The sequence below is a fragment of the Streptomyces sp. NPDC017890 genome, from assembly GCF_044328675.1.
In the GTDB taxonomy this organism is placed as follows: Bacteria; Actinomycetota; Actinomycetes; order Streptomycetales; family Streptomycetaceae; genus Streptomyces.
In genome coordinates, this window is record NZ_JBIRHU010000007.1 from 26,237 (window position 1) to 48,185 (window position 21,949).

General features: G+C 72.6%; 15 protein-coding genes and 1 pseudogene. 10 read left to right on the plus strand and 6 right to left on the minus strand.

What is annotated here, in order from left to right; translation table 11 throughout:
• The first annotated feature begins 136 nt into the window (after positions 1–136).
• Positions 137–931, plus strand: coding sequence for a metal-dependent hydrolase (locus ACH4F2_RS10925; protein WP_398132382.1), 795 nt, complete (start codon positions 137–139; stop codon positions 929–931).
• A 23-nt stretch (positions 932–954) separates the two neighbouring features.
• Here ACH4F2_RS10925 and ACH4F2_RS10930 read toward each other — a convergent pair whose 3' ends face one another.
• The 4 genes from ACH4F2_RS10930 to ACH4F2_RS10945 form a co-directional block, all read right to left on the minus strand.
• Positions 955–1,227 carry a type B 50S ribosomal protein L31 gene (locus ACH4F2_RS10930; protein ID WP_398132383.1) on the minus strand — a complete coding sequence of 91 codons (273 nt, stop codon included), beginning with the start codon at positions 1,225–1,227 and terminating at the stop codon, positions 955–957.
• A 60-nt stretch (positions 1,228–1,287) separates the two neighbouring features.
• Positions 1,288–1,758, minus strand: coding sequence for a DUF5709 domain-containing protein (locus ACH4F2_RS10935; protein WP_398132384.1), 471 nt, complete (start codon positions 1,756–1,758; stop codon positions 1,288–1,290).
• Between the two features lie 450 nt (positions 1,759–2,208).
• Positions 2,209–3,990: an ABC transporter ATP-binding protein gene (locus ACH4F2_RS10940; RefSeq protein WP_398132385.1), complete on the minus strand. Its 1,782-nt coding sequence runs from the start codon at positions 3,988–3,990 to the stop codon at positions 2,209–2,211.
• On the minus strand, positions 3,987–5,846 hold the full coding sequence (locus ACH4F2_RS10945; RefSeq protein WP_398132386.1) for an ABC transporter ATP-binding protein: 1,860 nt from the start codon (positions 5,844–5,846) through the stop codon (positions 3,987–3,989). Before ACH4F2_RS10945 ends, ACH4F2_RS10940 begins: the two co-directional genes overlap by 4 nt.
• Before the next feature lie 251 nt (positions 5,847–6,097).
• Here ACH4F2_RS10945 and ACH4F2_RS10950 point away from each other — a divergent pair.
• Positions 6,098–6,323, plus strand: a pseudogene (locus ACH4F2_RS10950) (hypothetical protein); the annotation flags it as partial.
• 57 nt (positions 6,324–6,380) lie between these two features.
• On the opposite strand, the gene ACH4F2_RS10955 reads toward ACH4F2_RS10950, so the two are convergent.
• Positions 6,381–6,842, minus strand: a complete 462-nt coding sequence (locus ACH4F2_RS10955) for a MarR family winged helix-turn-helix transcriptional regulator (RefSeq protein WP_398132387.1) — start codon at positions 6,840–6,842, stop codon at positions 6,381–6,383.
• A gap of 143 nt (positions 6,843–6,985) precedes the next feature.
• Between ACH4F2_RS10955 and ACH4F2_RS10960 the strand changes: the two genes are divergently transcribed.
• Positions 6,986–8,788 carry an ABC transporter ATP-binding protein gene (locus ACH4F2_RS10960; RefSeq protein ID WP_398132388.1) on the plus strand — a complete coding sequence of 601 codons (1,803 nt, stop codon included), beginning with the start codon at positions 6,986–6,988 and terminating at the stop codon, positions 8,786–8,788.
• Between the two features lie 43 nt (positions 8,789–8,831).
• Positions 8,832–9,701, plus strand: a complete 870-nt coding sequence (mltG, locus tag ACH4F2_RS10965; protein ID WP_398132389.1) for an endolytic transglycosylase MltG — start codon at positions 8,832–8,834, stop codon at positions 9,699–9,701.
• 11 nt (positions 9,702–9,712) lie between these two features.
• On the opposite strand, the gene ACH4F2_RS10970 is transcribed toward mltG, so the two are convergent.
• Positions 9,713–10,792 carry an NAD(P)-binding domain-containing protein gene (locus ACH4F2_RS10970; RefSeq protein WP_398132390.1) on the minus strand — a complete coding sequence of 360 codons (1,080 nt, stop codon included), beginning with the start codon at positions 10,790–10,792 and terminating at the stop codon, positions 9,713–9,715.
• A 109-nt stretch (positions 10,793–10,901) separates the two neighbouring features.
• Here ACH4F2_RS10970 and ACH4F2_RS10975 point away from each other — a divergent pair, with 109 nt between their 5' ends.
• From ACH4F2_RS10975 to ACH4F2_RS11000, 6 genes are all read left to right on the plus strand, one after another.
• Positions 10,902–11,324: a secondary thiamine-phosphate synthase enzyme YjbQ gene (locus tag ACH4F2_RS10975; RefSeq protein WP_398132391.1), complete on the plus strand. Its 423-nt coding sequence runs from the start codon at positions 10,902–10,904 to the stop codon at positions 11,322–11,324.
• A gap of 496 nt (positions 11,325–11,820) precedes the next feature.
• A complete protein-coding gene (locus ACH4F2_RS10980; RefSeq protein ID WP_398132392.1) occupies positions 11,821–15,138 on the plus strand; it encodes a DUF4132 domain-containing protein in 3,318 nt (1,105 codons plus the stop codon).
• An 8-nt stretch (positions 15,139–15,146) separates the two neighbouring features.
• Positions 15,147–16,244 carry an AAA family ATPase gene (locus ACH4F2_RS10985; RefSeq protein WP_398132393.1) on the plus strand — a complete coding sequence of 366 codons (1,098 nt, stop codon included), beginning with the start codon at positions 15,147–15,149 and terminating at the stop codon, positions 16,242–16,244.
• Positions 16,241–18,574: a DUF5682 family protein gene (locus ACH4F2_RS10990; protein ID WP_398132394.1), complete on the plus strand. Its 2,334-nt coding sequence runs from the start codon at positions 16,241–16,243 to the stop codon at positions 18,572–18,574. Before ACH4F2_RS10985 ends, ACH4F2_RS10990 begins: the two co-directional genes overlap by 4 nt.
• Positions 18,571–19,731 (plus strand): VWA domain-containing protein, encoded by a 1,161-nt coding sequence (locus ACH4F2_RS10995; RefSeq protein ID WP_398132395.1) that lies wholly within the window; start codon positions 18,571–18,573, stop codon positions 19,729–19,731. Before ACH4F2_RS10990 ends, ACH4F2_RS10995 begins: the two co-directional genes overlap by 4 nt.
• Positions 19,728–21,686, plus strand: a complete 1,959-nt coding sequence (locus tag ACH4F2_RS11000; protein WP_398132396.1) for a hypothetical protein — start codon at positions 19,728–19,730, stop codon at positions 21,684–21,686. The genes ACH4F2_RS10995 and ACH4F2_RS11000 overlap by 4 nt, the downstream gene beginning before the upstream one ends.
• Positions 21,687–21,949 lie beyond the last annotated feature (263 nt).

The window sequence follows — 21,949 nt, forward strand, 5'->3', positions numbered from 1 at the left end:
TTGCCTGCCCCGAGTCGTGATGGGGGAATCGGCTGTCCGTGTGAAGATCACGAACGCTACGCTGGGTCGCCGACGAGGCATCAGCGGACCCGGACAACTGCACAGCGGTACACGAGGAATGGGGCGGGCAACGGCGATGATGGGACCAGCGCACTCACTCTCGGGCGCCGCGGCGTGGCTCGGCGTCGGGGCGGCGACCACCGCCGCGGGGCATCCGATGCCCTGGCCCGTGCTGCTCGCCGGGGCCCTGATATGCGCCGGAGCGGCGCTCGCCCCGGATCTCGACCACAAGGCGGCCACCATCTCCCGGGCCTTCGGGCCCGTCTCACGGGGATTGTGCGAGATCGTCGACAAGCTGTCGTACGCCGTCTACAAGGCCACGAAGAAGCAGGGCGACCCGCGCCGCTCCGGCGGGCACCGCACGCTGACGCACACCTGGCTGTGGGCGGTCCTCATCGGTGGGGGCACATCGGTTCTGGCCATCACGGGCGGCCGCTGGGCGGTCCTGGCGATTCTCTTCGTGCACATGGTGCTGGCCATCGAGGGCCTGCTCTGGCGGGCGACCCGCGGCTCCAGCAGCGACGTGCTGGTCTGGCTGCTGGCCGCGGCCAGCGCATGGATTCTCGCCGGGATACTGGACAAACCGGACGGCGGCGCGGACTGGCTGTTCACCACACCGGGCCAGGAGTACCTGTGGTTGGGGCTGCCGATCGTGCTCGGCGCGCTGGTGCACGACATCGGGGACGCGCTGACCGTCTCCGGCTGCCCCGTGCTCTGGCCGATACCGATCGGCCGCAAGCGCTGGTACCCCATCGGCCCGCCGAAGGCCATGCGGTTCCGGGCGGGCAGCTGGGTGGAGCTGAAGGTGCTGATGCCGGCGTTCATGCTGCTCGGGGGAGTGGGCGGCGCGGCCGCCCTCAACTTCATCTGAGGGACGCGAGGGGTCCCGGCCGGTCAGCCGCTCCCGTCGGCGCTCTGCCCCTCGCCCGTGCCGTAGCGCCGTTCGAACCGGGCGACACGTCCCTCCGAGTCCACTGTCCGTGCCTTGCCCGTGTAGAAGGGGTGGCTCTCGGAGGAGATCTCCACATCCACCACCGGGTAGGTCTCGCCGTCGTCCCACGCGATGGTCTGATCGCTGGTCGCGGTGGACCGGGTGAGGAAGGCGTACCCGGCGCTGCGGTCCCGGAAGACGACGGGCCGGTACTCGGGGTGCTTGTCCTGCTGCATGGCTGCTCCTCGTGCGGCGGGGATCATCGGGGCGACGGCGCGGGACCGCCGCGGGTGGTGTCAGCCGGGCAGGGAGTCCTCGTCGACGACGTGCATCGCGGCCTCCTCGGCGGAGGCAGCCGCGCCGTCGATGCCCACGTCCACGGCGACCAGCGCCGGCTCCTCGTCCTCGTGCGCGCCCTCGTCGGGTGCCACGAGCCGGCCGGAACGGTCCGCGCCGACCTCGTTGTCCAGCAGTTCCCCGTCGGTACCGTCCAAGTCGCCCAGGCCGTCGCCGTCGGGCGCGAGCACGTCAGGCCGCTCCTCGGCGAGCCGCTGCTCCAGCGTCTCGCCCTGGTGGCGTTCGGCGGCCGTCACACCGGTGTGCTCCACCGCCCAGGGGCGCTCGGGCGGGGACCAGCCCCGGTCGAGGGGATCGTCGACACCGTCGTACTCGAGGGTGTCCTCGCCGTCGAGCAGCCCGGTGTCCTCCCTCTGCTCGGAACCGTCGGGCTGGTAGACGTCATCTCCCCATCCGTCGGCGCTGTTCACGGGTACCTCCAGGGGGTTGGACGGGCCCCTTCTGTCCGCGGACCGCGGCGGGCCGCCGCTGCACGGGGGCACAGGCGTCGCCCGTCGCGGAACCGCATGGTCCCAGGGCCTGCCCCGAGCCGGTGCCTCCTTCCAGCCTTCCACTCCCGTTCGGGACCCCGCAACGGCACGGCCGCCGACCGGGCCACCGACGACCCGGCCCACCGGGCCGGCCGGCGGCCCGCTCCGGCCGGCCAGGGCCCGGAGCCTGCCGAGCGTCGACGGAGTCCGGCCGAACACCGCCGGGGCCCCATTGGGCACCAACCGCCTCCCTGCCCTCACCGCGCCCAACCGCCGCCGGCACGTCCGAACGGGCACCGCGGCCGCAGCCGGCCGATGCCGGCAACCGCCCGGGTGGGGCGTGTCCCAGCTGCCCGGGCGGGGCGTATCCCCCCGCCCGGGAGGGTCCTGCTACCCGTGCCAAGACCGCCACAGGGCCGCATACGCGCCGTCCGCCGCGACCAGCTCGTCGTGGCTGCCGAGTTCGCTGATCCGGCCGTTCTCGACGACGGCGATGACGTCCGCGTCGTGGGCGGTGTGCAGGCGGTGGGCGATCGCGACGACCGTTCGGCCGTCCAGGACCCGGGCCAGGGACCGTTCGAGGTGGCGAGCGGCCCGGGGGTCGAGCAGGGACGTCGCCTCGTCCAGTACCAGGGTGTGCGGGTCGGCCAGTACCAGGCGGGCCAGCGCGATCTGCTGGGCCTGCGCCGGAGTGAGCGCGACACCGCCCGAGCCGACCTCGGTGTCGAGTCCTTCGTCGAGGGCGCGGGACCAGTCGTCCGCGTCGACCGCGCCCAGTGCCGCCCACAGCTCGGCGTCGGTGGCGCCGGTCCGCGCGAGGCGCAGGTTGTCGCGCAGGGAGCCCACGAAGACGTGGTGCTCCTGGTTGACGAGGGCGACGTGCGAGCGGACCCCTTCGGCGGACATCCGGGACAGTTCCGCGCCGCCCAGGGTGATCCGGCCGTCACGGGGACCGTAGATGCCGGCCAGCAGCCGGCCGAGGGTGGACTTGCCGGCACCCGAGGGCCCCACCAGGGCCAGCCTCGTGCCGGGGGCGACCTCCAGGGACACCTTGCGTAGGACGTCCACGCCCTCGACGTAGCCGAAATGCACACGGTCGGCGTGCACGTGCCGTCCGTCGGGGGTCAGGGAGGGGTCACCCGCGTCGGGCTCGATGTCCCGCACGCCCACCAGCCGGGCCAGGGACACCTGGGCCACCTGGAGCTCGTCGTACCAGCGCAGGATGATGCCCACCGGGTCGACGAGCATCTGCGCGATCAGGGCCGCCGTGGTCAGCTGGCCGACCCCGATCCAGCCCTGCAGGACGAAGACACCACCGATCAGCAGGACGGAGGCGAGCACCGTCACATGAGTGACGTTGATGACCGGGAAGAGCACCGAGCGCAGCCACAGCGTGTAGCGCTCCCAGGCCGTCCACTCCTTGATCCGGCGCTCCGACAGCTCGATGCGGCGGGCGTCCAGACGGTGGGACTCGACGGTGCGTCCGGCGTCCACGGTCTCGGCGAGCGCGGCCGCCACGGCGGCGTACCCGGCGGCCTCCGAACGGTACGCGGAGGGCGCCCGCCGGAAGTACCAGCGGCAGCCGACGACGAGCAGCGGCACCGCGATGAGCACCGCCGGTGCCAGCGCAGGCGCAGTGACCACCAGCCCGCCCAGCAGCAGCACCACCCACACGACGCCGATCGCCAGCTGGGGCACGGCCTCGCGCATGGCGTTGGCGAGCCGGTCGATGTCCGTGGTGATCCGGGAGAGCAGATCACCCGTGCCGGCCCGCTCCAGCACTCCCGGCGGCAGTCCGACCGACCGCACGAGGAAGTCCTCGCGCAGATCGGCCAGCATCCGCTCGCCGAGCATGGCCCCGCGCAGCCGCACCTCCCGTACGAACACGGCCTGCACGGCGAGCGCCACTACGAAGAACGTGACCGTGAGACCGAGGTTCGGTTCCCGGGCGTCGTCCGACACCCCTTCCACGAGCCCGCCCAGCAGATAGGGCCCCGCCATCGAGGCGATGACGGCGACGGTGTTGACGGTGACGAGGAGGAGGAACGCGCGGCGGTGCCGGCGCAGCAGTTCTCCCGCGTACGCGCGTACGGTCGCGGGCGCGCCGACGGGCAAGGTGCTCGCCGTGGTCGGGGCCGCCGGGTCGTACGACGGTGGCGCGACGCCGATCATGCCGTCTCCTCGATCTCTTCCAGTCGGTGCAGTACGTCGTCGCCGAGGACGTCGCCGTCCAGGGCCTTCGCCGGCTCGTCCCCGGGCGTTGCCCCGGCTGTCCCGTCGGGGTGCGCCGCGGTCTCCTCGTCTGTCTCGCGGGTCACCACCGCCCGGTACCGGGGCTCGGTCCGCAGCAGGTCCCGGTGGGTGCCGACCGCCGCGACCTCGTCGTCGTGCAGGAACACGATCCGGTCCGCGCGGTCCAGCAGCAGCGGCGACGAGGTGAACACCACCGTGGTGCGTCCCGCCCGCAGTGTCCGCACGCCCTCCGCGATCCGTGCCTCGGTGTGCGAGTCCACGGCGGAGGTCGGTTCGTCCAGGACGAGCGCCTCCGGGTCCGTGATCAGGGACCGGGCCAGCGCGAGCCGCTGGCGCTGGCCGCCCGACAGCGAGCGGCCCCGCTCGGTGATGCGGGCGTCCATCGGATCGTCGGCGCCGAGTGATCCCTGCGCGAGTGCCGCCAGTACGTCCCCGCACTGGGCGGCGGCCAGCGCGTCCTCGGCGCCGACGGTGCCGGACGCGGGTACGTCGAGCAGTTCCCGCAGCGTGCCGGAGAGCAGCACCGGGTCCTTGTCCTGCACCAGCACGGCGGTGCGCGCGGACTTCAGGGGCAGCTCGTCCAGCGGCACTCCGCCCAGCAGGGCCGACGTGCCCTCCTCGGAGGGGTGTCCGCCGAGCCGTTCGGCCAGGCGCCCGGCCGCGTCGGGGTCGCCGCACACCACGGCGGTGAACCGGCCCTTCGGCGCGAGGAGACCGGTGGTCGGGTCGTACAGGTCCCCGGCCGGGACCTCGGCGGCACGCGACCCCGCGGTGTCGGTGGCCCGCTCCAGCGCCAGCACCCGTGCGGCCCGTTTTGCCGAGGGCCGGGAGAAGGAGTACGCCATGGCGATCTCCTCGAAGTGCCGCAGCGGATAGGTGAGGATCATGACGGAGCTGTAGACGGTGACCAGTTCGCCGACGCCGATGCTGCCCTCGCGCGCCAGGTGGACGCCGTGCCAGACCACCGCGACCAGCAGCAGTCCCGGCAGCAGCACCTGGATCCCGGAGATCAGCGACCACATCCGGGCGCTGCGCACGGCCGCGTGGCGCACGTCCTGGGAGGCGCTGCGGTAGCGGTCGAGGAAGAGCTCCTCGCCGCCGATGCCGCGGAGCACGCGCAGCCCCGCGACGGTGTCCGAGGCGAGTTCGGTGGCGCGGCCGGCCTTCTCGCGCTGCACGTCGGCCCGCCGGGTGGCCCGGGGGAGGAGGGGCAGTACCGCGAGGGCCAGCACCGGCAGGCCCAGGATCACGACGACACCGAGCGCCGGCTCGTAGACGACCAGGGCCACGCAGACCAGCACGATGGTGAGCGCGGCCGCGGTGAAGCGTGAGACGGCCTCGACGAACCAGCCGATCTTCTCGACGTCGCCGGTGGATACGGCCACGACCTCGCCGGCCGCGACGCGACGGGTCAGTGCCGAGCCCAGCAGCGCGGTCTTGCGGGCCAGCAGTTGCTGGACGCGGGCCGCGGCGGTGATCCAGTTGGTGATGGCGGTGCGGTGCAGGAAGGTGTCGCCGATCGCGTTGCCGAGGCAGCACAGCACCATGACCCCGCCGGCGAGGGCGAGCCGGGTGCCGGAGCGGTCGACCACGGCCTGGATGGCGAGACCGACGCAGAACGGCAGGGCGGAGACGGAGGCGAAGTGCAGCAGGCCCCAGGCCAGTGACTTGAGTTGTCCGCCCAGCTGGTTCCGGAACAGCCACCACAGGAATCGGGGGCCCGAACGCGCGTCCGGCACGCCCGGGTCGGGAAACGGAAGGTCTCGGATCTGCATGGCATCCCAGTGGCTCGTGTCAGGGGGTGCCGTTCACGACGGCATCAGGCTGCAAACTGTGAAAGGTTCGCGTCGCGGCATGCCCAAAATCAAGCGGTTTTCCGCGGTGGGGTACGAATCAGGCTGCATCCGCCACCCACCTTCCGCGCCGGTGCGGCGCGCGTGCGACCCCGGACCGATGCGGAGCCGTCGTGACGGCGTACGGCGGTCGCGACGGCGGCCCTCGGATCCCTGCGCTCAGTGCTGCCCGCCACGACTTCGACCACGTCACCGCCATCGACTGGAGCCGGGCCAAGGGCACTTCACCGAACGACCCGGCCTGCCCGGAGGGCGTGTCCAGGGGTGGGATCTGGCCGCATACGGACCACGGCAGCGGACGCCGGCCTGCCCGGGCCGGCGATGGAGCATCTGCTGCGCACGCTGGATCCCGACCGGCACCCGGTGGTGGTCATGGGGGACAGGGCACGGCTGGAAGCCCGACCAGGCATCCGGAAACCTGACCACGCGTCCGAAGGCGTGACCGCGAGCCCTCGGTCACGCCGTCCGTCGGCCCCGCCCGACGTCGGGTCCGTCGATCAGCGTGTCCAGGAGCCCGCCGAGCACCGCGCGCTGCTCGTCCGTCAGCGGGGCCAGGATCTCTTCCGCGGCGCACCGGCGCGCGCCGTGCAGTTCCCGCAGGGCCGCGTGCCCTTCGTCGGTGAGCTCGATCCGGATCACCCTGCGATTGGCCGGGTCCGGGACACGGCGCACCTTCCCGGCCGCCTCCAGTCCGTCGACCAGCGTCGTCACCGCCCGCGGCACGACCTCCAGGCGCTCGGCCAGATCCGCCATACGGGGCGGCGAGCCGTAGTGCGCCAGAGTGCGCAGCAACCGGGACTGAGCCGGTGTGATGCCGAGGTCGCGGTGCTCGAGATGGCGCTTTTGGATGCGGTGCACGCGGCGGGTGAGCCGCAGCAACTGCTCTGCGAGCAGGCCGTCGGGATCGGGGGCGGTCATGGGGGAACAATATCAGGATGATGTTCATTGTGAGTATAGGTAACAATGACCTATGATCCGTAAGGTCCGCGCAGGCCTGCCGAGAGCAGGCGGCGCCGGCCACCCCCACCGTCTGGCCTCCCCCGCCGTCTCCGAAGGAGCCCATGCACCCCGAGCGCGAATCCACCTGGACCGCACCCGCCGACGCCAAGGAACAGCCCCGGCAGGTGCGCCGCATCCTGAAACTGTTCCGTCCCTACCGCGGCCGCCTCGTGATCGTGGGACTCCTGGTCGGCGCCGCGTCGCTGGTGTCGGTCGCCACGCCCTTCCTGCTGAAGGAGATCCTCGATGTCGCGATCCCCGAGGGCCGCACGGGCCTGCTGAGCCTGCTCGCCCTCGGCATGATCCTCGGTGCCGTCCTCACCAGCGTCTTCGGCGTGCTGCAGACGCTGATCTCCACTACCGTCGGCCAGCGCGTCATGCACGATCTGCGCACCGCCGTCTACGGCCGGCTGCAGCAGATGTCCCTCGCCTTCTTCACCCGCACCCGCACCGGCGAGGTCCAGTCCCGCATCGCCAACGACATCGGCGGCATGCAGGCCACCGTCACCTCCACGGCGACCTCCCTGGTCTCCAACCTCACCAGCGTGGTCGCCACGATCGCCGCCATGGTCGTTCTCGACTGGCGCCTGACCGTCGTCTCGCTGCTCCTTCTCCCCGTCTTCGTCTGGATCAGCCGTCGCGTCGGCAGGGAGCGCAGGAAGATCACCACTCGGCGCCAGAAGCAGATGGCCGCGATGGCCGCCACGGTCACCGAGTCGCTCTCCGTCAGCGGCATCCTGCTCGGCCGCACCATGGGCCGCTCCGACTCGCTCACCCGCGCGTTCTCCGACGAGTCCGAGAGCCTGGTCGACCTGGAGGTGAGGTCGAACATGGCGGGCCGCTGGCGGATGGCCGTCATCACGATCGTCATGGCCGCCATGCCGGCCGTCATCTACTGGACCGCGGGCATCGCTCTTCAGCTCGGCGGTCCGGACGTCTCCCTCGGTACCATCGTCGCCTTCGTCTCGCTCCAGCAGGGACTGTTCCGTCCGGCCGTGAGCCTGCTGTCGACCGGCGTCCAGATCCAGACGTCGCTCGCGCTCTTCCAGCGCATCTTCGAGTACCTGGACCTTCCGGTCGACATCACCGAGCGCGACAATCCGATCCGCCTGGACCGCGTCAAGGGCGAGGTCCGCTTCGAGGGCGTCGAATTCCGCTACGACGGAAAGGCCGGCCCGGTCCTCGACGGCATCGACATCACCGTCCCCGCGGGCAGCAGCCTCGCCGTCGTCGGCCCGACGGGCGCCGGCAAGTCCACGCTGGGCCACCTTGTGCCGCGGCTGTACGACGTGACGGGCGGCCGGGTCACCCTCGACGGGGTCGACGTGCGCGACCTCGACTTCGACACCCTCGCCCGCGCGGTCGGCGTCGTCTCGCAGGAGACGTACCTCTTCCACGCCTCGGTCGCCGAGAACCTGCGCTTCGCCAAGCCGGACGCCACCGACGAGGAGCTGGAGGCGGCGGCGCGGGCTGCGCAGATCCACGACCACATCGACGCTCTGCCGGACGGCTACGACACGGTGGTCGGCGAGCGAGGGCACCGCTTCTCCGGCGGTGAGAAGCAGCGCCTGGCCATCGCCCGCACCATCCTGCGCGACCCGCCCGTCCTCGTCCTCGACGAGGCGACCAGCGCCCTGGACACCCGTACCGAGGCCGCCGTGCAGGACGCCATCGACGCCCTGTCCGCCAACCGCACCACGATCACCATCGCGCACCGCCTGTCCACCGTCCGAGGCGCGGACCGGATCGTCGTCCTCGACTCCGGGCGCCTGGCCGAACAGGGAAGGCACGAGGAGCTGCTGGAGCGGGACGGGCGGTACGCGGCCCTGGTCCGCCGGGACGCCCGACTGGAGCCGACAAGATGACGATATGCCGGGTTTGCGTGCAAGCGGAGGTTACCGTGCCCGCATGCAGACGAACACTCCGCGACGGAGCACGAGAGGCACCAGGAGAACGATCCGACTGACGCGCCGGGGCCGCATCGCCCTGATCGTGACCGGCGCCGTCGTGGCCGGTACCGCCGTGGCGGTGCCGCTGCTGACGACGGACGAGGAGGGCGAGTCCCGCCCCACGTCCCTGGTGATCCCGGAGGGCTGGCGCGCGACCCAGGTGTACGAGGCCGTCGACAAGACCCTTGCCCTGCCTCCCGGCACGACCGGGAAGTCCCTGGCCAAGGCCAACCTCAAGCTGCCGAACGACGCCCAGGGAAACCCGGAGGGCTATCTCTTCCCGGCGACCTATCCGCTCGGCGAGAACCCGACGCCCGAGAAACTGCTGACGGCCATGGTCGACACGGCGAACGAGAGATTCGCCGGCGCGCCGATCGCCGCGGGCGCCCAGCGCAACGCGCTGAACGTCTATCAGGCGGTCACCATCGCCAGCATCGTGCAGGCGGAGGCCGCCACCGAGGAGGACATGGGCAAGGTCGCCCGGGTGATCTTCAACCGGCTGGAACGCGGTATGCCGCTCCGGATGGACTCCACCATCAACTACGCCCTGCGCCGCTCCACCCTGAAGACCACCACCGAGGACACCAAGGTCGACAGCCCCTACAACTCGTACCAGCGCATGGGCCTGCCTCCCACGCCCATCGACAACCCGGGCGACGCGGCGATTCGCGCCGCGATCACGCCGACCCCCGGCGACTGGCTGTACTTCGTCACCGTCAAGCCGGGCGACACCCGCTTCACCGCCGACTACGCCGAACACCAGCGCAACGTCGCCGAGTTCAACCGCGTCCGGCCGAGCACCTCGAAGGAGCCGGCCGCGGGCCGGTGACCCGGCGGGATTCACAAAGCGACCGGCGCCGGTTCGGCCAGCAGTCGCCTGATGTCCCGTACGGCCGCGCGCCCGGCCCTGTTGGCGCCCACGGTGCTGGCCGACGGGCCGTAGCCGACGAGATGGACCCGAGGGTCGGCGACCGCGCGCGTCCCCTCGACACGGATCCCGCCGCCCGCCTCCCGCAGCCGCAGCGGCCTCAGGTGGTCGATGGCGGCCCGGAACCCGGTCGCCCACAGAATGACGTCGGCGGCCGCCCGCCGCCCGTCGCTCCACTCGACCCCCTCGGTCGTGATCCGGTCGAACATGGGCCGCCGGTCCAGCACACCCGACTCCAGACCCGCCCGGATCGCGTCGTTCAGCGGCAGTCCGGTCACCGACACCACGCTCTTCGGCGGCAGCCCCTGCCGCACCCGTTCCTCCACGAGGGCCACCGCTGCCCGGCCGGCGTCCTCGTCGAAGGGCCCCTCACGGAAGACGGGGGGCCGCCTGGTCACCCACGTGGTGGCCGCGGCGTACGGGGCGATCTCCAGCAGATGCTGCGTCCCCGAGGCGCCCCCGCCCACCACGAGCACGCGCTGCCCGGCGAACTCCTCGGGACCGGCATACTGCGAGGTGTGCAACTGCCGCCCCCTGAAGGTCTCCTGGCCCGGATAGCGCGGCCAGAACGGCCGGTCCCAGGTGCCGGTCGCGTTGATCAGTGCCCGCGCCGTCCAGAGGCCGGCCGACGTCTCGACGAGCAGCCGCCCGCCCGCCCCCTCGCGCACCGCCCGCACGTCGACGGGTCGCCGCACCCGCAGGTCGAAGGTCCGCTCGTACGCCGCGAAGTACTCGCCGACCACCTCGGCGGACGGCCGCGCCGGGTCCGCACCGGTCAACTCCATACCCGGCAGGGAATGCATTCCGTGCACCTTGCCGTACGTCAGCGACGGCCAGCGGAACTGCCAGGCGCCGCCGGCCCGGGGCGAGTGGTCGAGCACCACGAAGTCGCGCTCGGGCTCGAACCCGGTGCGCCGCAGGTGATGGGCCGCGGCGAGCCCCGCCTGACCGGCACCGATGACGACGACCTCGACCTCGTGTGTGTTGTTCACGTTTCTACCAACGAAGCCGGCGGCCCCGATCTTCCCCGGAACCGCCCCAGGACGAGCACGGGCCCGACGCTCCCACGCCCGGCTCGCCGCGTACGTCAGGATGGGAGACATGCCAGATGCCTTCACCACCCGAGTCCTGAACCTCGCCACCGGCTCGTCGGAGCGGGTCGCCGACATCACCGGTGACTGCGAGTCCTTCCTGCGCGAGACGGCGGCCGGCCGCGACGGTCTCCTCAACGTCTTCGTCCCGCACGCAACCGCCGGCATCGCGATCATCGAGACCGGCGCCGGCAGCGACGACGACCTGCTGGCCGCCCTGCACACCCTGCTCCCCGCCGACGACCGCTGGCAGCACCGCCACGGCAGCCCCGGCCACGGCCGCGACCACGTCCTGCCCGCCTTCGTACCGCCGCACGCCACGCTGCCGGTGATCGACGGACGGCTGGAGCTCGGCACCTGGCAGTCGGTGTGCCTGGTGGACACGAACGTCTCGAATCACAACCGTCAGGTGCGGTTGAGCTTCCTCGGATAGGGCGCCGGCTCGGTGCGGAGTGTAGACGGCAAGTCCGGCCGCACCAACTGCCCCGGAGTGAGGCTGCTGTCAAGGCTGCCGACGGGTTCCTCGCCTGCTGGCGGTACAGCAACCTGCACCCGCGTACACGTTCATGGACACTCGATTCTGGTCGATGGACATGGCGGAACGTCCGCAGGAGTCGGCCCACGTGGGAACGTGGCATCCAGGAATCGGCCTCAGCCGCCACTTCCCGTCGCTGCCCTTGACGGCGCGCGTGTTCACGTACTGACCGCCAGATTCGACAGGGTTCGGGATCTGTCCGCCCCACTTCGTCGGCATGCCGGCACTTTGGTAGGGCGAGGCGGACGGGAACTCGGGGGCAGGGGATCCTGCGATGCGGATGTGCCGCCGCCCGGGCGTGCACGGGCCCGACCGTTGTCAGTGCCCAGGTCTAACGTGATCGGTAACTGCTCATGAGGTCCCCGTGCAACGGGTGACGGGGAGGAACAGCGCCATGCACCAGGACATTGCAGACGAGGACCGGTTCGAGATGCCCGCCGCCTGGCTGCGGGCCCTGCCCACGCTTCGGGCCGCCGCGAAGCCGGCCGAGGACGCGGTGGAGAAGGCCGCTCGCCGCTACGCGCAGGAGGCGGTCTGGTTCGAGGAGATGTTCTCCTCCGCCGGCAGCGACCCGGAGCTGGTGAAGGAGGGCCGGGCCCACCGGGAGGGCAGTCCCTCTCCGCTCGGAGCCGCCGTCGAGATCGCCGTCGGCTGGCACTACGCGATGGTGGACGCGCTCGTCGACGCCTGCGTGACCGAGCACGGCCTGCCGTTCGCCGCCCGTGCCGTCGTGGAACTGGGATGTGTCAACCCCCATTACATGCAGGCGGGTTCCCGACGGTACGACGCCGAGCTGCGAAGAGCGACCGGTTACCAGACCTACTACGTGCGGGAGACCGCTGCCCGTGTCCGGGACCTGCTCGCGGCTGTCGACGAGGAGACCCGACGGCGGACCGTCGAGGCCCTCGCCGGCCTCCGGGACAGCGCCGAGCGCCGCATCGTGGTCTCCTACCTGGTACCCGAGGAGCATGCCTGGGTCGACGAATGCTGCGACGGCCCGATACCGAACGACTCCGTCCTGCGGCGCATGCTCCTTCTCTCCCTGTACCGGCCGAAGCAGATCGCCCACATCGGCGAAGGGGTACGACTCGGCTGGAACGGCTGGAACCTCCAACTGCTCGCCACTCTCGCGAACCGGCTCGGTCCCGCCGTCGGGTCCCTGCTGGAGGACGCGTTCGACGGAGCCTACGGATCCGACGGACACCGGGACGTCGCGGGCTGGGCCGCCGAACTGCCCACCGACGACGCCTTCCGCCTGCTCCTGAAGAAGGGCGGCGACCGCAATGTCCGCCCCGCCCTGCTCGACGCCATGAACCGCTACCCGCGGCGGGCCCTGCGGCTGCTCTCCGCCGCCGCGGCGGGCGACGGCGAAGAGGCGTCCCTCTCCCGGATGCTGCTGCCCCTGCACGTGGTGACCCACCCGGAGCTCACGAAGGAGACGTTGCCCGCCCTGCCCGAAGCGTCCGCAGCCGTCGTCGCCCCGCTGCTGAAGCGAGGTGGACGGGACGCGGAAGCGCCTGCGGAGGCGCTCCCCGCCCTGCTGGTCGCCCCGCCGTGGACCCGGAAGCGCACCAGCCGCAAGACCCGCGTGGCCCGCGACGTTCCCCGGGCGCCGCAGGCCGAGGTGGCCTGGAAGCCCGGGGAGCAGGAGGCCTGGGCGGCCACCGTCGTCGACGAAACCCCCTGGTGGCGCGAGCACGACTGGTCCCGCGAGATCCAGCAGATGCAGCAGGGGACATGGCGGGGCAACATCCACGCCGCCCGCCTCTTCGTCACCGGCCCCGAGGACGTCGTACGCCCACTGCTCGACGCCTTCGCCCCCGAGCACGTCTGGGACACCGAGAGCCACCTCAGGCCCGTCGCCGCCCGCCACGGCCTGCACGCCCTGCCGATGCTGAGCCGGCTCGCCGCCCGGTACCCGGCCACCGCCCGCGGCCTGCTGCTGCCCTACCGCAGCGTCGAGGTGGCCCGGCAGATGGCCGAGTGGCTGGTGCGCCGCCAGTCCCTGAGGCCCACGGTTCTTGCCTGGCTCCGCCGCCACGGCCGGGCCGCGGCCGCCCTCCTCGTTCCCGACGCCGTCGGCCCGGCGGGCACGCCCCGCACCCACGCCGAACACGCCCTGCGGCAACTCGCCGCGGAGCTGGGCGCCGAGGCCGTGCGGGAGATCGCCGTCGGCTGCGGCGCCGAGGCCGAGGAGATCGTCGCCGACCTCCTCGCCGGCGATCCGCTGGAGGCAGCCCTCCCGGCGAGGATGCCGTCCCCCTGTACGTGGGCCGACCCCGCCCTGTTCCCGCAGATCGGGCTCACCGACGGCCGCGGCGCCCTGCCCGCCGACGCCGTCCGCCACATCACGACCATGCTGCAGATCTCCAAGCCCGGTGACGTCTACCCCGGCCTCGCCACCGTCACCGAGCAGTGCGACGCCGGCTCCCTCGCCGAGTTCGCCTGGGCCCTCTTCGAGACGTGGCGGTTCCACGGCATGCCGGCCAAGGACAGCTGGGCCCTCCACGCCCTCGGCCTGCTCGGCGACGACGAGACCGTCCGCCGTCTCACCCCCCTCGTGCGTGCCTGGCCCGGTGAGAACGCCCACCACCGGGCCGTCGAGGGCCTCACCGTCCTCGCTGCGATCGGCACCGACACCGCCCTGCGCCATCTGCACGGCATCTCCCAGCGTGTACCGTTCAAGGCCCTCAAGAAGCGAGCCCGGGAGAAGATCGACGAGGTCGCCGAAGGACTCGGCCTCACCACCGACCAGCTCGCCGACCGGCTGATCCCCGACCTCGGCCTCGGCGACGACGGCAGCACCGTCATCGACTACGGCCCGCGCCGCTTCACCGTCACCTTCGACGAACAGCTCCGCCCCTGTGTCCGCGACGAGACCGGCAAGCTACGCAAGACCCTGCCGGCCCCGGGCGTCAAGGACGACCCGGAACTCGCTCCCGCCGAGCGCAAGCGGTTCGCCGCCCTCAAGAAGGAGGTCCGGACCATTGCCTCCGACCAGCTGCGCCGCCTGGAGGCCGCCATGGTCACCGGCCGCTCCTGGACCGCCGCCGAGTTCCGCGAACTGCTCGTCGAACACCCCCTTCTGCGCCACTTGGTGCGCCGCCTTGTCTGGCTCGGCGACGGCGACGGCGACGGCGACGGCGACGGCATGGTGACCGCGTTCCGTGTCGCCGAGGACCTCACCCTCGCCGACGTCCACGACGACGCATGGGCCCTGCCCGCCGACGCCACCGTGCGCCTCGCCCACCCCCTCCATCTGGGAGACGAACTCGAGGCCTGGGCCGACCTCTTCGCCGACTACGAGATCCTCCAGCCCTTCCCGCAGCTCGGGCGCCCCGTGCACGCCTTCACCGACGAGGAGGCCAGCGGCCACCGGCTGACCCGCTTCGAGGGCGTCACCGTCCCCGTCGGGAAACTCCTCGGCCTCACCAAGCGCGGCTGGGAACGCGGCACGCCCGAGGACAACGGCGTGGAACGCTGGTTCTCCCGCCCGATCACCCGCGACCGCCACCTCGTCATCGCCCTCGACGAAGGCATCGCCGTCGGCATGGTCGAGGAGTTCCCCGACCAGACCCTCGAGACCATCTGGATCGACACCGCCCCCGGCGACTACTGGCCCAGCCACGCGTACCCGCACCGCCTCGGCGAGATCGACCCCGTCATCGCCTCCGAGATCCTCGCCGACCTGACCGACATCACCGCCAAGTGAGCGCCGCCATGACCACAGTGAGCGACCCGCACCCGCCCCGCCTGCAGCGCCCGCCCGCAGAAGCGCGCCACGCCGACGAACTCGCAGAGCTGCGTGCCGGGGACACCGACCCGCGGCCGCCCGGCTGGCGGCTCAGCCTCCGTGCCGCCCTCCGCTTCGTGGTCGGCGACCCCGACGCCGGCATCAGCCGCAAGTTCGTCGGCAGCCCCTCGCTCGTCGAACGGGCCCTGGTGACCCTGGCCACCAACCGGGGCCTGATGCTCGTCGGCGAACCCGGCACGGCCAAGTCGCTGCTCTCCGAGCTCATCGCGGCAGCCGTCAGCGGCACCTCCACACTCACTGTGCAGGGCGGCGCGGCCACCACCGAGGACCAGATCAAGTACTCCTGGAACTACGCCCTGCTGGTCTCCGAAGGCCCCTCCCGCCGCTCCCTGGTACCCGCCCCCATGTTCCGCGGCATGGCCGAGGGACGCATCGTCCGCTTCGAGGAGATCACCCGCTGCCCTCTTGAGGTTCAGGACTGCCTGCTCTCCCTGCTCTCCGAACGCGTCGTCGCCGTCCCCGAACTCGACGGCGACGACGGCATGGTCTTCGCCCGGCAGGGCTTCAACGTCATCGCCACCGCCAACACCCGCGACCGCGGCGTCAATGAGATGAGCGCCGCACTCAAACGCCGTTTCAACTTCGAGACCGTCTTCCCGATACCCGACCTCGACACCGAACTCGCCCTCGTCGAAGCCGAGTCCACCGCCCTGCTCCGCGACTCCGGAGTCGAGCGGGCACCCGACCCGGACGTCCTCGAGGTACTGGTCGGTACCTTCCGCGAACTGCGCGGCGCACCCGGCCAGGGCGACCGGCCCTCCGCAGTGATGAGCACCGCCGAAGCCGTCTCCACGGCCCACGCCGTCGGCCTGCGCGGCTGGTTCCTGCGCGGCGAGGCCGGCAACGCCGCCGACATCGTCTCCTGTCTCGCCGGCACCGCCGCCAAGGACAGCCCCGAGGACCTCGCCCGCCTGCGCCGCTTCCTCGAACAGCAGGCCCGCCTGCGCCGAGGCCCCCAGTGGCAGGCCCTCCACGACGCCCGGCACCTGCTGGACCAACGGTGAGCGATGCCCGCGTCACCTTCCTGGGGGTGCGCCACCACTCACCGGCCTGCGCCGGCCTCGTCCGCCGCACGATCCGCGAACTGCGCCCGGCATACGTCCTGGTCGAGGGCCCCGCCGACATGAACGACCGGATCGGCGAACTGCTCCTCGGACACGAACTGCCCATCGCCGTCTTCAGCCACTACCGCGGCACCGAACGGGTCGCCACCTCCTGGGCCCCGCTGTGCGCGTACTCCCCGGAATGGGTGGCACTCACCGAGGGCAGTACCGCGGGCGCCGAGGTCCGGTTCATCGACCTGCCCGCCTGGCACCGCGCCTTCACCGACCGCCCCGACGGCGCGGCCAACCGCTACGCCGACGCCGAGGCCCGCTACAGCCGCGCCACCGAACGGCTCCGCGCCCGTTACCGGGTTGACACCGTGGACGCCCTGTGGGACCGCGTCTTCGAGATCGCCGATCCGGACGGCCTGCAAGACCGTCTGGACGCCTACTTCGCCCTGGTGCGCGGCGACACCGAGGCCGACGACGGGGACCGCGCCCGCGAGCAGTACATGGCCTCCTGGGTCCGTGCCGCAGTCGCACACGCCGGCAACCGGCCGGTCCTGGTGGTGACCGGTGGCTTCCACCAGCCCGCCCTGCGCGCCCTCACCGCCGCCCCCGGCACGTCTGCGGGCGCGGAACCCGCCGCATGGCCCCCGGTGCCCGTCCCGCCCGACGGGGCTGCGGGCGGCAGCTTCCTGGTGCCTTACTCCTTCCGCCAGATGGACGCCTTCGCCGGCTACCAGTCCGGCATGCCGTCCCCCGGCTACTACCAGCACCTGTGGGACGAAGGCCCCGACGCGGCCGCGAAAATCCTCCATCGCACCGTCGTGGAACGGCTCCGCGCCCGCCGCCTCCCCGCCTCCACCGCCGCCCTGATCTCCGCCCACACCCTCACCGAAGGCCTCGCCGCCCTCCGCGGACACCCCCGCCCCGCCCGCGTCGACGTCCTGGACGGCCTCGCCGCCGCACTGATCACGGACGACCTCGACCAGCCGCTCCCCTGGAACACCGACGGCCCCCTGAGGCCCGGCGCCCACCCCGCCGTCGTCGAAACGGTCGTCGCCTGCACCGGCGACCGCACCGGTCGCCTCCACCCCGACACCCCGCTGCCACCCCTGGTCCACCACGTGACTGCCGAGGAGATCCGTCTCGGCCTCGACGGCGACCGCACCCTCGACCTCGACCTCACCAACCCCCGAGGGCTCGAACGCAGCCGCTTCCTCCACCAGCTGCGCATCCTGGGCATCCCCGGCCACACCCGCCTCACCGGCCCCGACCACGGAGCCGACCCCCGCGACCACGAAACCTGGGAACCCTGCCCCCGCACCGGCCGCGACGCCGCACTGACCGAGGCCGGCGCCTACGGAGCCCGCCCCGACGAGGCCGCCACCGCCCTCCTCGCCCGCCGCGTCCGCGACACCGGTACAGCCGCCGACGCCGGGACCACCGCCGCCCTCCTTTTCGACGCCGTCCTCTGCGGAGCCGGAACCCTCTCCCGCGACCTCCTGGACGGCCTCGCACACCGGATCCGCACCACCGCCGACCCCGGCTCCCTCGGGCGGGCCCTCGCCGTGGTCCTGGGACTCTGGCGCCATGACCGCGTCTTCGGTACCGCCCGTGACCCGCTGCTCGGCACCGTCCTCGACCACGCCGTCGACCGGCTCTTCCACCTCGTGGAGGGCCTCCACGGCGGCTTGCCCGGCGTCGACGTCCCCCGCCTGCGGGCCCTGACCGCCGCCCGCGACGCCCTCCTCCACGCCGCGCCCGCCCTTGCGCTCACCCCGGAAACCGCCGCCGCAACCGCCGCCCGCATCGCCCGCGACCAGCACGCCCCCGCCGACCTGCGCGGCGCCGCCCTCGGCCTGCGCCGCGCCCTCGGAGCCCCGGCCGAACCCGCCGGCGAGGCCGAAGCGTTCGCCGCCGCGGCCGACCCCGCCGTCCTCGGCGACTGGCTGGCCGGCCTGCTCGCCCTCGCCCGCGAAGAAGTCCTGCGGCCCGCCCCGAAGGGCGAACAGTCCCTGCTCGACACCCTGGACGGCGTCGTCACCACCATGACCGACGACGACTTCCTCCACGCCCTGCCCGCCCTGCGTCAGGCCTTCGCCTTCTTCCCGCCCCGCGAACGCGAACGCGTCGCACAACTCCTCCTCGACCGCCGGAACCTGCACGGCTCCGCCCGCACCCTGCTGCGCACCACCGCCGACCCCCTGCTCCTCGCCCGTGCCGCGGTCCTCGACGAGCACACCGACCTCCTGCTCGACCGGCACGCCCTCGGAGCACCCCGATGACACCCGACGACCCCCGCGCGGGACTGGAACGCTGGCGGCTGATCCTCGGTGCCCCCGCCGAACGCCGCACCGGCGGCCTCGACGGCCCGGACGCCGCCCGCGACACCGCCCTCCAGTGGCTCTACGGCCGCGCCGACGACCTCGCCCGCCGTGGCGAACGCCGCGGCACCGCCGACGGCCGGGAGGGCGGCGACGGCCCCTCCACGCTCGCCGTCGTCGACTGGCTCGACGACATCCACCGTCTCTTCCCCCGGGAGACGGTCGAACGCCTCGAACGCGACGCCGTGGAGACCTACGGCATCGACGAGATCGTCACCGATCCCGACGTTCTTCTCCGCGTGGAACCCAGCACCAGCCTGCTGCGGGCCGTGCTGCGGACCAAGCACCTGATGAACCCGCAGGTTCTGGCCGCCGCCCGGCGCATCGTCGAAGCCGTCGTGCGGGACCTGACCGAGCGGCTGAGGCCGGAGATCCGGCGCGCCCTCACCGGAGCCCGCTCCCGCCGCCCCAGCCGAACCCCCCTCGCCCGGAACTTCGACTTCAGAGCCACGATCCGCGCCAACCTCGCCCACTACCGGCCCGAGGACCGCCGCATCCTCATCGAGCAGCCGCACTTCCACTCCCGCACCCGCCGCCACATCGAGCAGTGGCAGCTGATCCTCCTCGTCGACCAGTCCGGCTCCATGGCCGGATCCGTGATCCACTCCGCCGTCACCGCTGCCTGCCTCTGGGGCCTGCCCGGACTGCGCACCCACCTGGTCGCTTTCGACACGCAGGTCGTGGACCTCACCTCCGACGTCACCGACCCCGTCGAACTCCTGATGAAGGTCCAGCTCGGTGGTGGCACCGACATCGCCCGCGCCGTCGACTACTCCGCCGGCCTCGTCGGCAACCCGCGCCGCACGATCATCGCCCTGATCACCGACTTCTACGAGGGCGGCGACGCCCACCGCCTGACCCGCACCGTCCGCGACCTGACCGGACAGGGCGTCACCGTCCTCGGCCTCGCCGCCCTCGACGAGGAGGCCGCCCCCTCCTACGACCGCGACCTGGCCGGCCGCGTCGCCGAGGCCGGCGCACACATCGGTGCCATGACCCCCGGCCACCTCGCCGAATTCGTCGCCGAGAGAATGGCCCACGGAGGACGAACGGCATGACCCGCACCGACCTGCTCGCCCTCACCCCCGACACCCTCGCCGCCCTCGCCAACCGCGGCCTGGTCAAACGCGCGGCCAAGGACCTCGACGCCGGAGCGGGCCCCGACCTGGACGTCGCCGGCGACCACACCGTGCACGGTTGCTTTCCTGACGGCACCGAGACCCGACTGCCGCCCGGCACCACCCTGCAGGACGCCCACTGCAGCTGCGAAGCCCACGGAGTCTGCCGCCACCGCATCGGCCTCGTCCTCGCCTACCAGCGCACCGCGACCGCATCGGACACCCCGCCGCCTTTCACCGACTGGTCCCCCGGAAGCATCGACGACACCGCCCTCGCCGAGGCCTTCGGCCGTCCCGCCCTCACCGCAGCCCGTCGCACCCGCGACCGCGGCTACCGGGCCGTCCTCCACCGCCCCACCCCCGCCGACCCCGTTCCGGCCGTCGAACTCCCCGCCTGCACCGTCCGCTTCCCCGTGCCCCACCGCCCCGGCTTCGCCGTCACCGACGCCGCCGAGCCGCTGCGCGGCGCGACGGTCGTACTCGCCGTCTGGGCCTTCCGAGCCGCCGACACCGAGGGCAGCGACCGAGTCACCGTCGGAGGAAAGGGAACAACCCCGGACCACGGTGACAGCGCCCACCGTGCGGCCATGGACCTTGTCGACGAACTCCTCGTCGAAGGCGTCCCCCAGGCCGGCCCCGTCCTGGACGGAACCCTCCGCCGTGCCGGCGCCGCCCTCACGGCCGCCGGCCGCCACTGGCCCGCCGCGGCCCTCGAGGGGATACGCCACCAGCTCGCCGAGCACGCCGTCCGCGGCGCCCGCCACGACCGCGAGACCCACGCCCTGCTCCTCGCCGAACTCCACGCCCGCCACCGCGCCGCCCCCACCGACCCCGCAGCCGTCCTCGGCACTGCAGAGACGGCCCGCACAGCCTTGCGCCGAGTCCGCCTCGTCGCCCTCGGCTGCCACGTCGACGGATCCGCCCGCGACCGCACCGCCGACGTCTTCTTCGCCCACCCCGATGCCGGTATCGTCCTCGTTCTGCACAAACGCTGGGAGCTGCCCGACGGTCAGGCGCCCACCGGCCACGACCTCGGCTCCCGCCGGATCCTCGGTACAAACCTGCGCACCCTTGCCGCCGCCAACGTGGTCAGCGAGGCCACCTCCCGCACAGCAGGCCGCGCCGTGGAGATCTCCCGCGGCCGGATCGCCACCACCTCCGTCACCCCCGTCGGCGCCTCCTGGGACGACCTGCCGCCCGGGCTGCTGGTCACCGACCTCGCCGCACAGTTCCCGGCCCCAGGTACCCTCCCTCCCCGCCTCGTCCGCCCTCGAGTGGAGGCCGAGTCCATGCGCGTCCTCGCCGTCACGGAGGCCGGACCCGTGCGGTACGACGCGGCCGCACAGCGCCTCGAAGCCGTCCTTCGCGACCCGGCCGGCAACGAGGTCCTGCTGAGCACCGCGCACAACCCCCACTGCCCCGGCACCCTGGACGCCCTGGCCGACGCCCTCGCCTCCGGCACCGCCGACCGGATCAGCGGTTCCCTCCGCCATGACCGGGGCAGGGTCCTCCTCGCCCCCCTCGCCGTCCGCACCTCCCACGGCGTCCTCGTCCCCGACCTCGCCCCCGGCGACGGCGACACCGCCCTCCCCGTCGCCCCGCACCCCCCGGACGACCCCCTCACCACCGCCCTGGAACAGGCCCTCGCCGCCCTCGCCGAGGCCGCCCACCACGGCCTGAAGAACCTGACTGCCACCGACCACGACACCCTCGAATCAGCAGCCGCCCTCCTGCACCGGACCGGCTTCCACACCACCGCGGACAAGGTCTCCGCTGTGACAACCACCCTCCGCACCCACGGCCCGGCCGCCGCCACTTCCCACTGGCACACCGCCGTCATCCGCCTCGCCACAACCCTGGAACTCCACCGGACCGGCCCGTACACATTGCCGTGACGGGAAATGATGGTCCGGTGCATTCGCGTTGAGCCCCAGCATCCTGTGCACGTCATCCTCGATCTGCTTTCGGTTCGGTGGGGCCGGCCGGGTCCACGTGGGGCGGTCGTGGGGCGGGCGGCTGATGGCGCCGACGCGGACGCCGTCCTGGCCGGAGACGGAGCCGACGGCCGGGACCAAGAGGTCCTGACAAAGGGTGTGCGAGCGCTCAAGAGCGGCGGGCCCCGGGAGGACAGAGGAGCGCGACCAGCCTCCCTTCAGGC

Bases quoted from the DNA above. Each gene is read 5' to 3' on its own strand.
- ACH4F2_RS11000 (WP_398132396.1), top strand. From the start codon at position 19,728: ATGACCCGCACCGACCTGCTCGCCCTCACCCCCGACACCCTCGCCGCC.
- ACH4F2_RS10975 (WP_398132391.1), top strand. From the start codon at position 10,902: ATGCCAGATGCCTTCACCACCCGAGTCCTGAACCTCGCCACCGGCTCG.
- ACH4F2_RS10945 (WP_398132386.1), bottom strand. From the start codon at position 5,846: ATGCAGATCCGAGACCTTCCGTTTCCCGACCCGGGCGTGCCGGACGCG.
- ACH4F2_RS10955 (WP_398132387.1), bottom strand. From the start codon at position 6,842: ATGACCGCCCCCGATCCCGACGGCCTGCTCGCAGAGCAGTTGCTGCGG.
- ACH4F2_RS10985 (WP_398132393.1), top strand. From the start codon at position 15,147: ATGACCACAGTGAGCGACCCGCACCCGCCCCGCCTGCAGCGCCCGCCC.
- ACH4F2_RS10930 (WP_398132383.1), bottom strand. From the start codon at position 1,227: ATGCAGCAGGACAAGCACCCCGAGTACCGGCCCGTCGTCTTCCGGGAC.
- mltG (WP_398132389.1), top strand. From the start codon at position 8,832: ATGCAGACGAACACTCCGCGACGGAGCACGAGAGGCACCAGGAGAACG.
- ACH4F2_RS10995 (WP_398132395.1), top strand. From the start codon at position 18,571: ATGACACCCGACGACCCCCGCGCGGGACTGGAACGCTGGCGGCTGATC.
- ACH4F2_RS10960 (WP_398132388.1), top strand. From the start codon at position 6,986: ATGCACCCCGAGCGCGAATCCACCTGGACCGCACCCGCCGACGCCAAG.
- ACH4F2_RS10925 (WP_398132382.1), top strand. From the start codon at position 137: ATGATGGGACCAGCGCACTCACTCTCGGGCGCCGCGGCGTGGCTCGGC.
- ACH4F2_RS10940 (WP_398132385.1), bottom strand. From the start codon at position 3,990: ATGATCGGCGTCGCGCCACCGTCGTACGACCCGGCGGCCCCGACCACG.
- ACH4F2_RS10980 (WP_398132392.1), top strand. From the start codon at position 11,821: ATGCACCAGGACATTGCAGACGAGGACCGGTTCGAGATGCCCGCCGCC.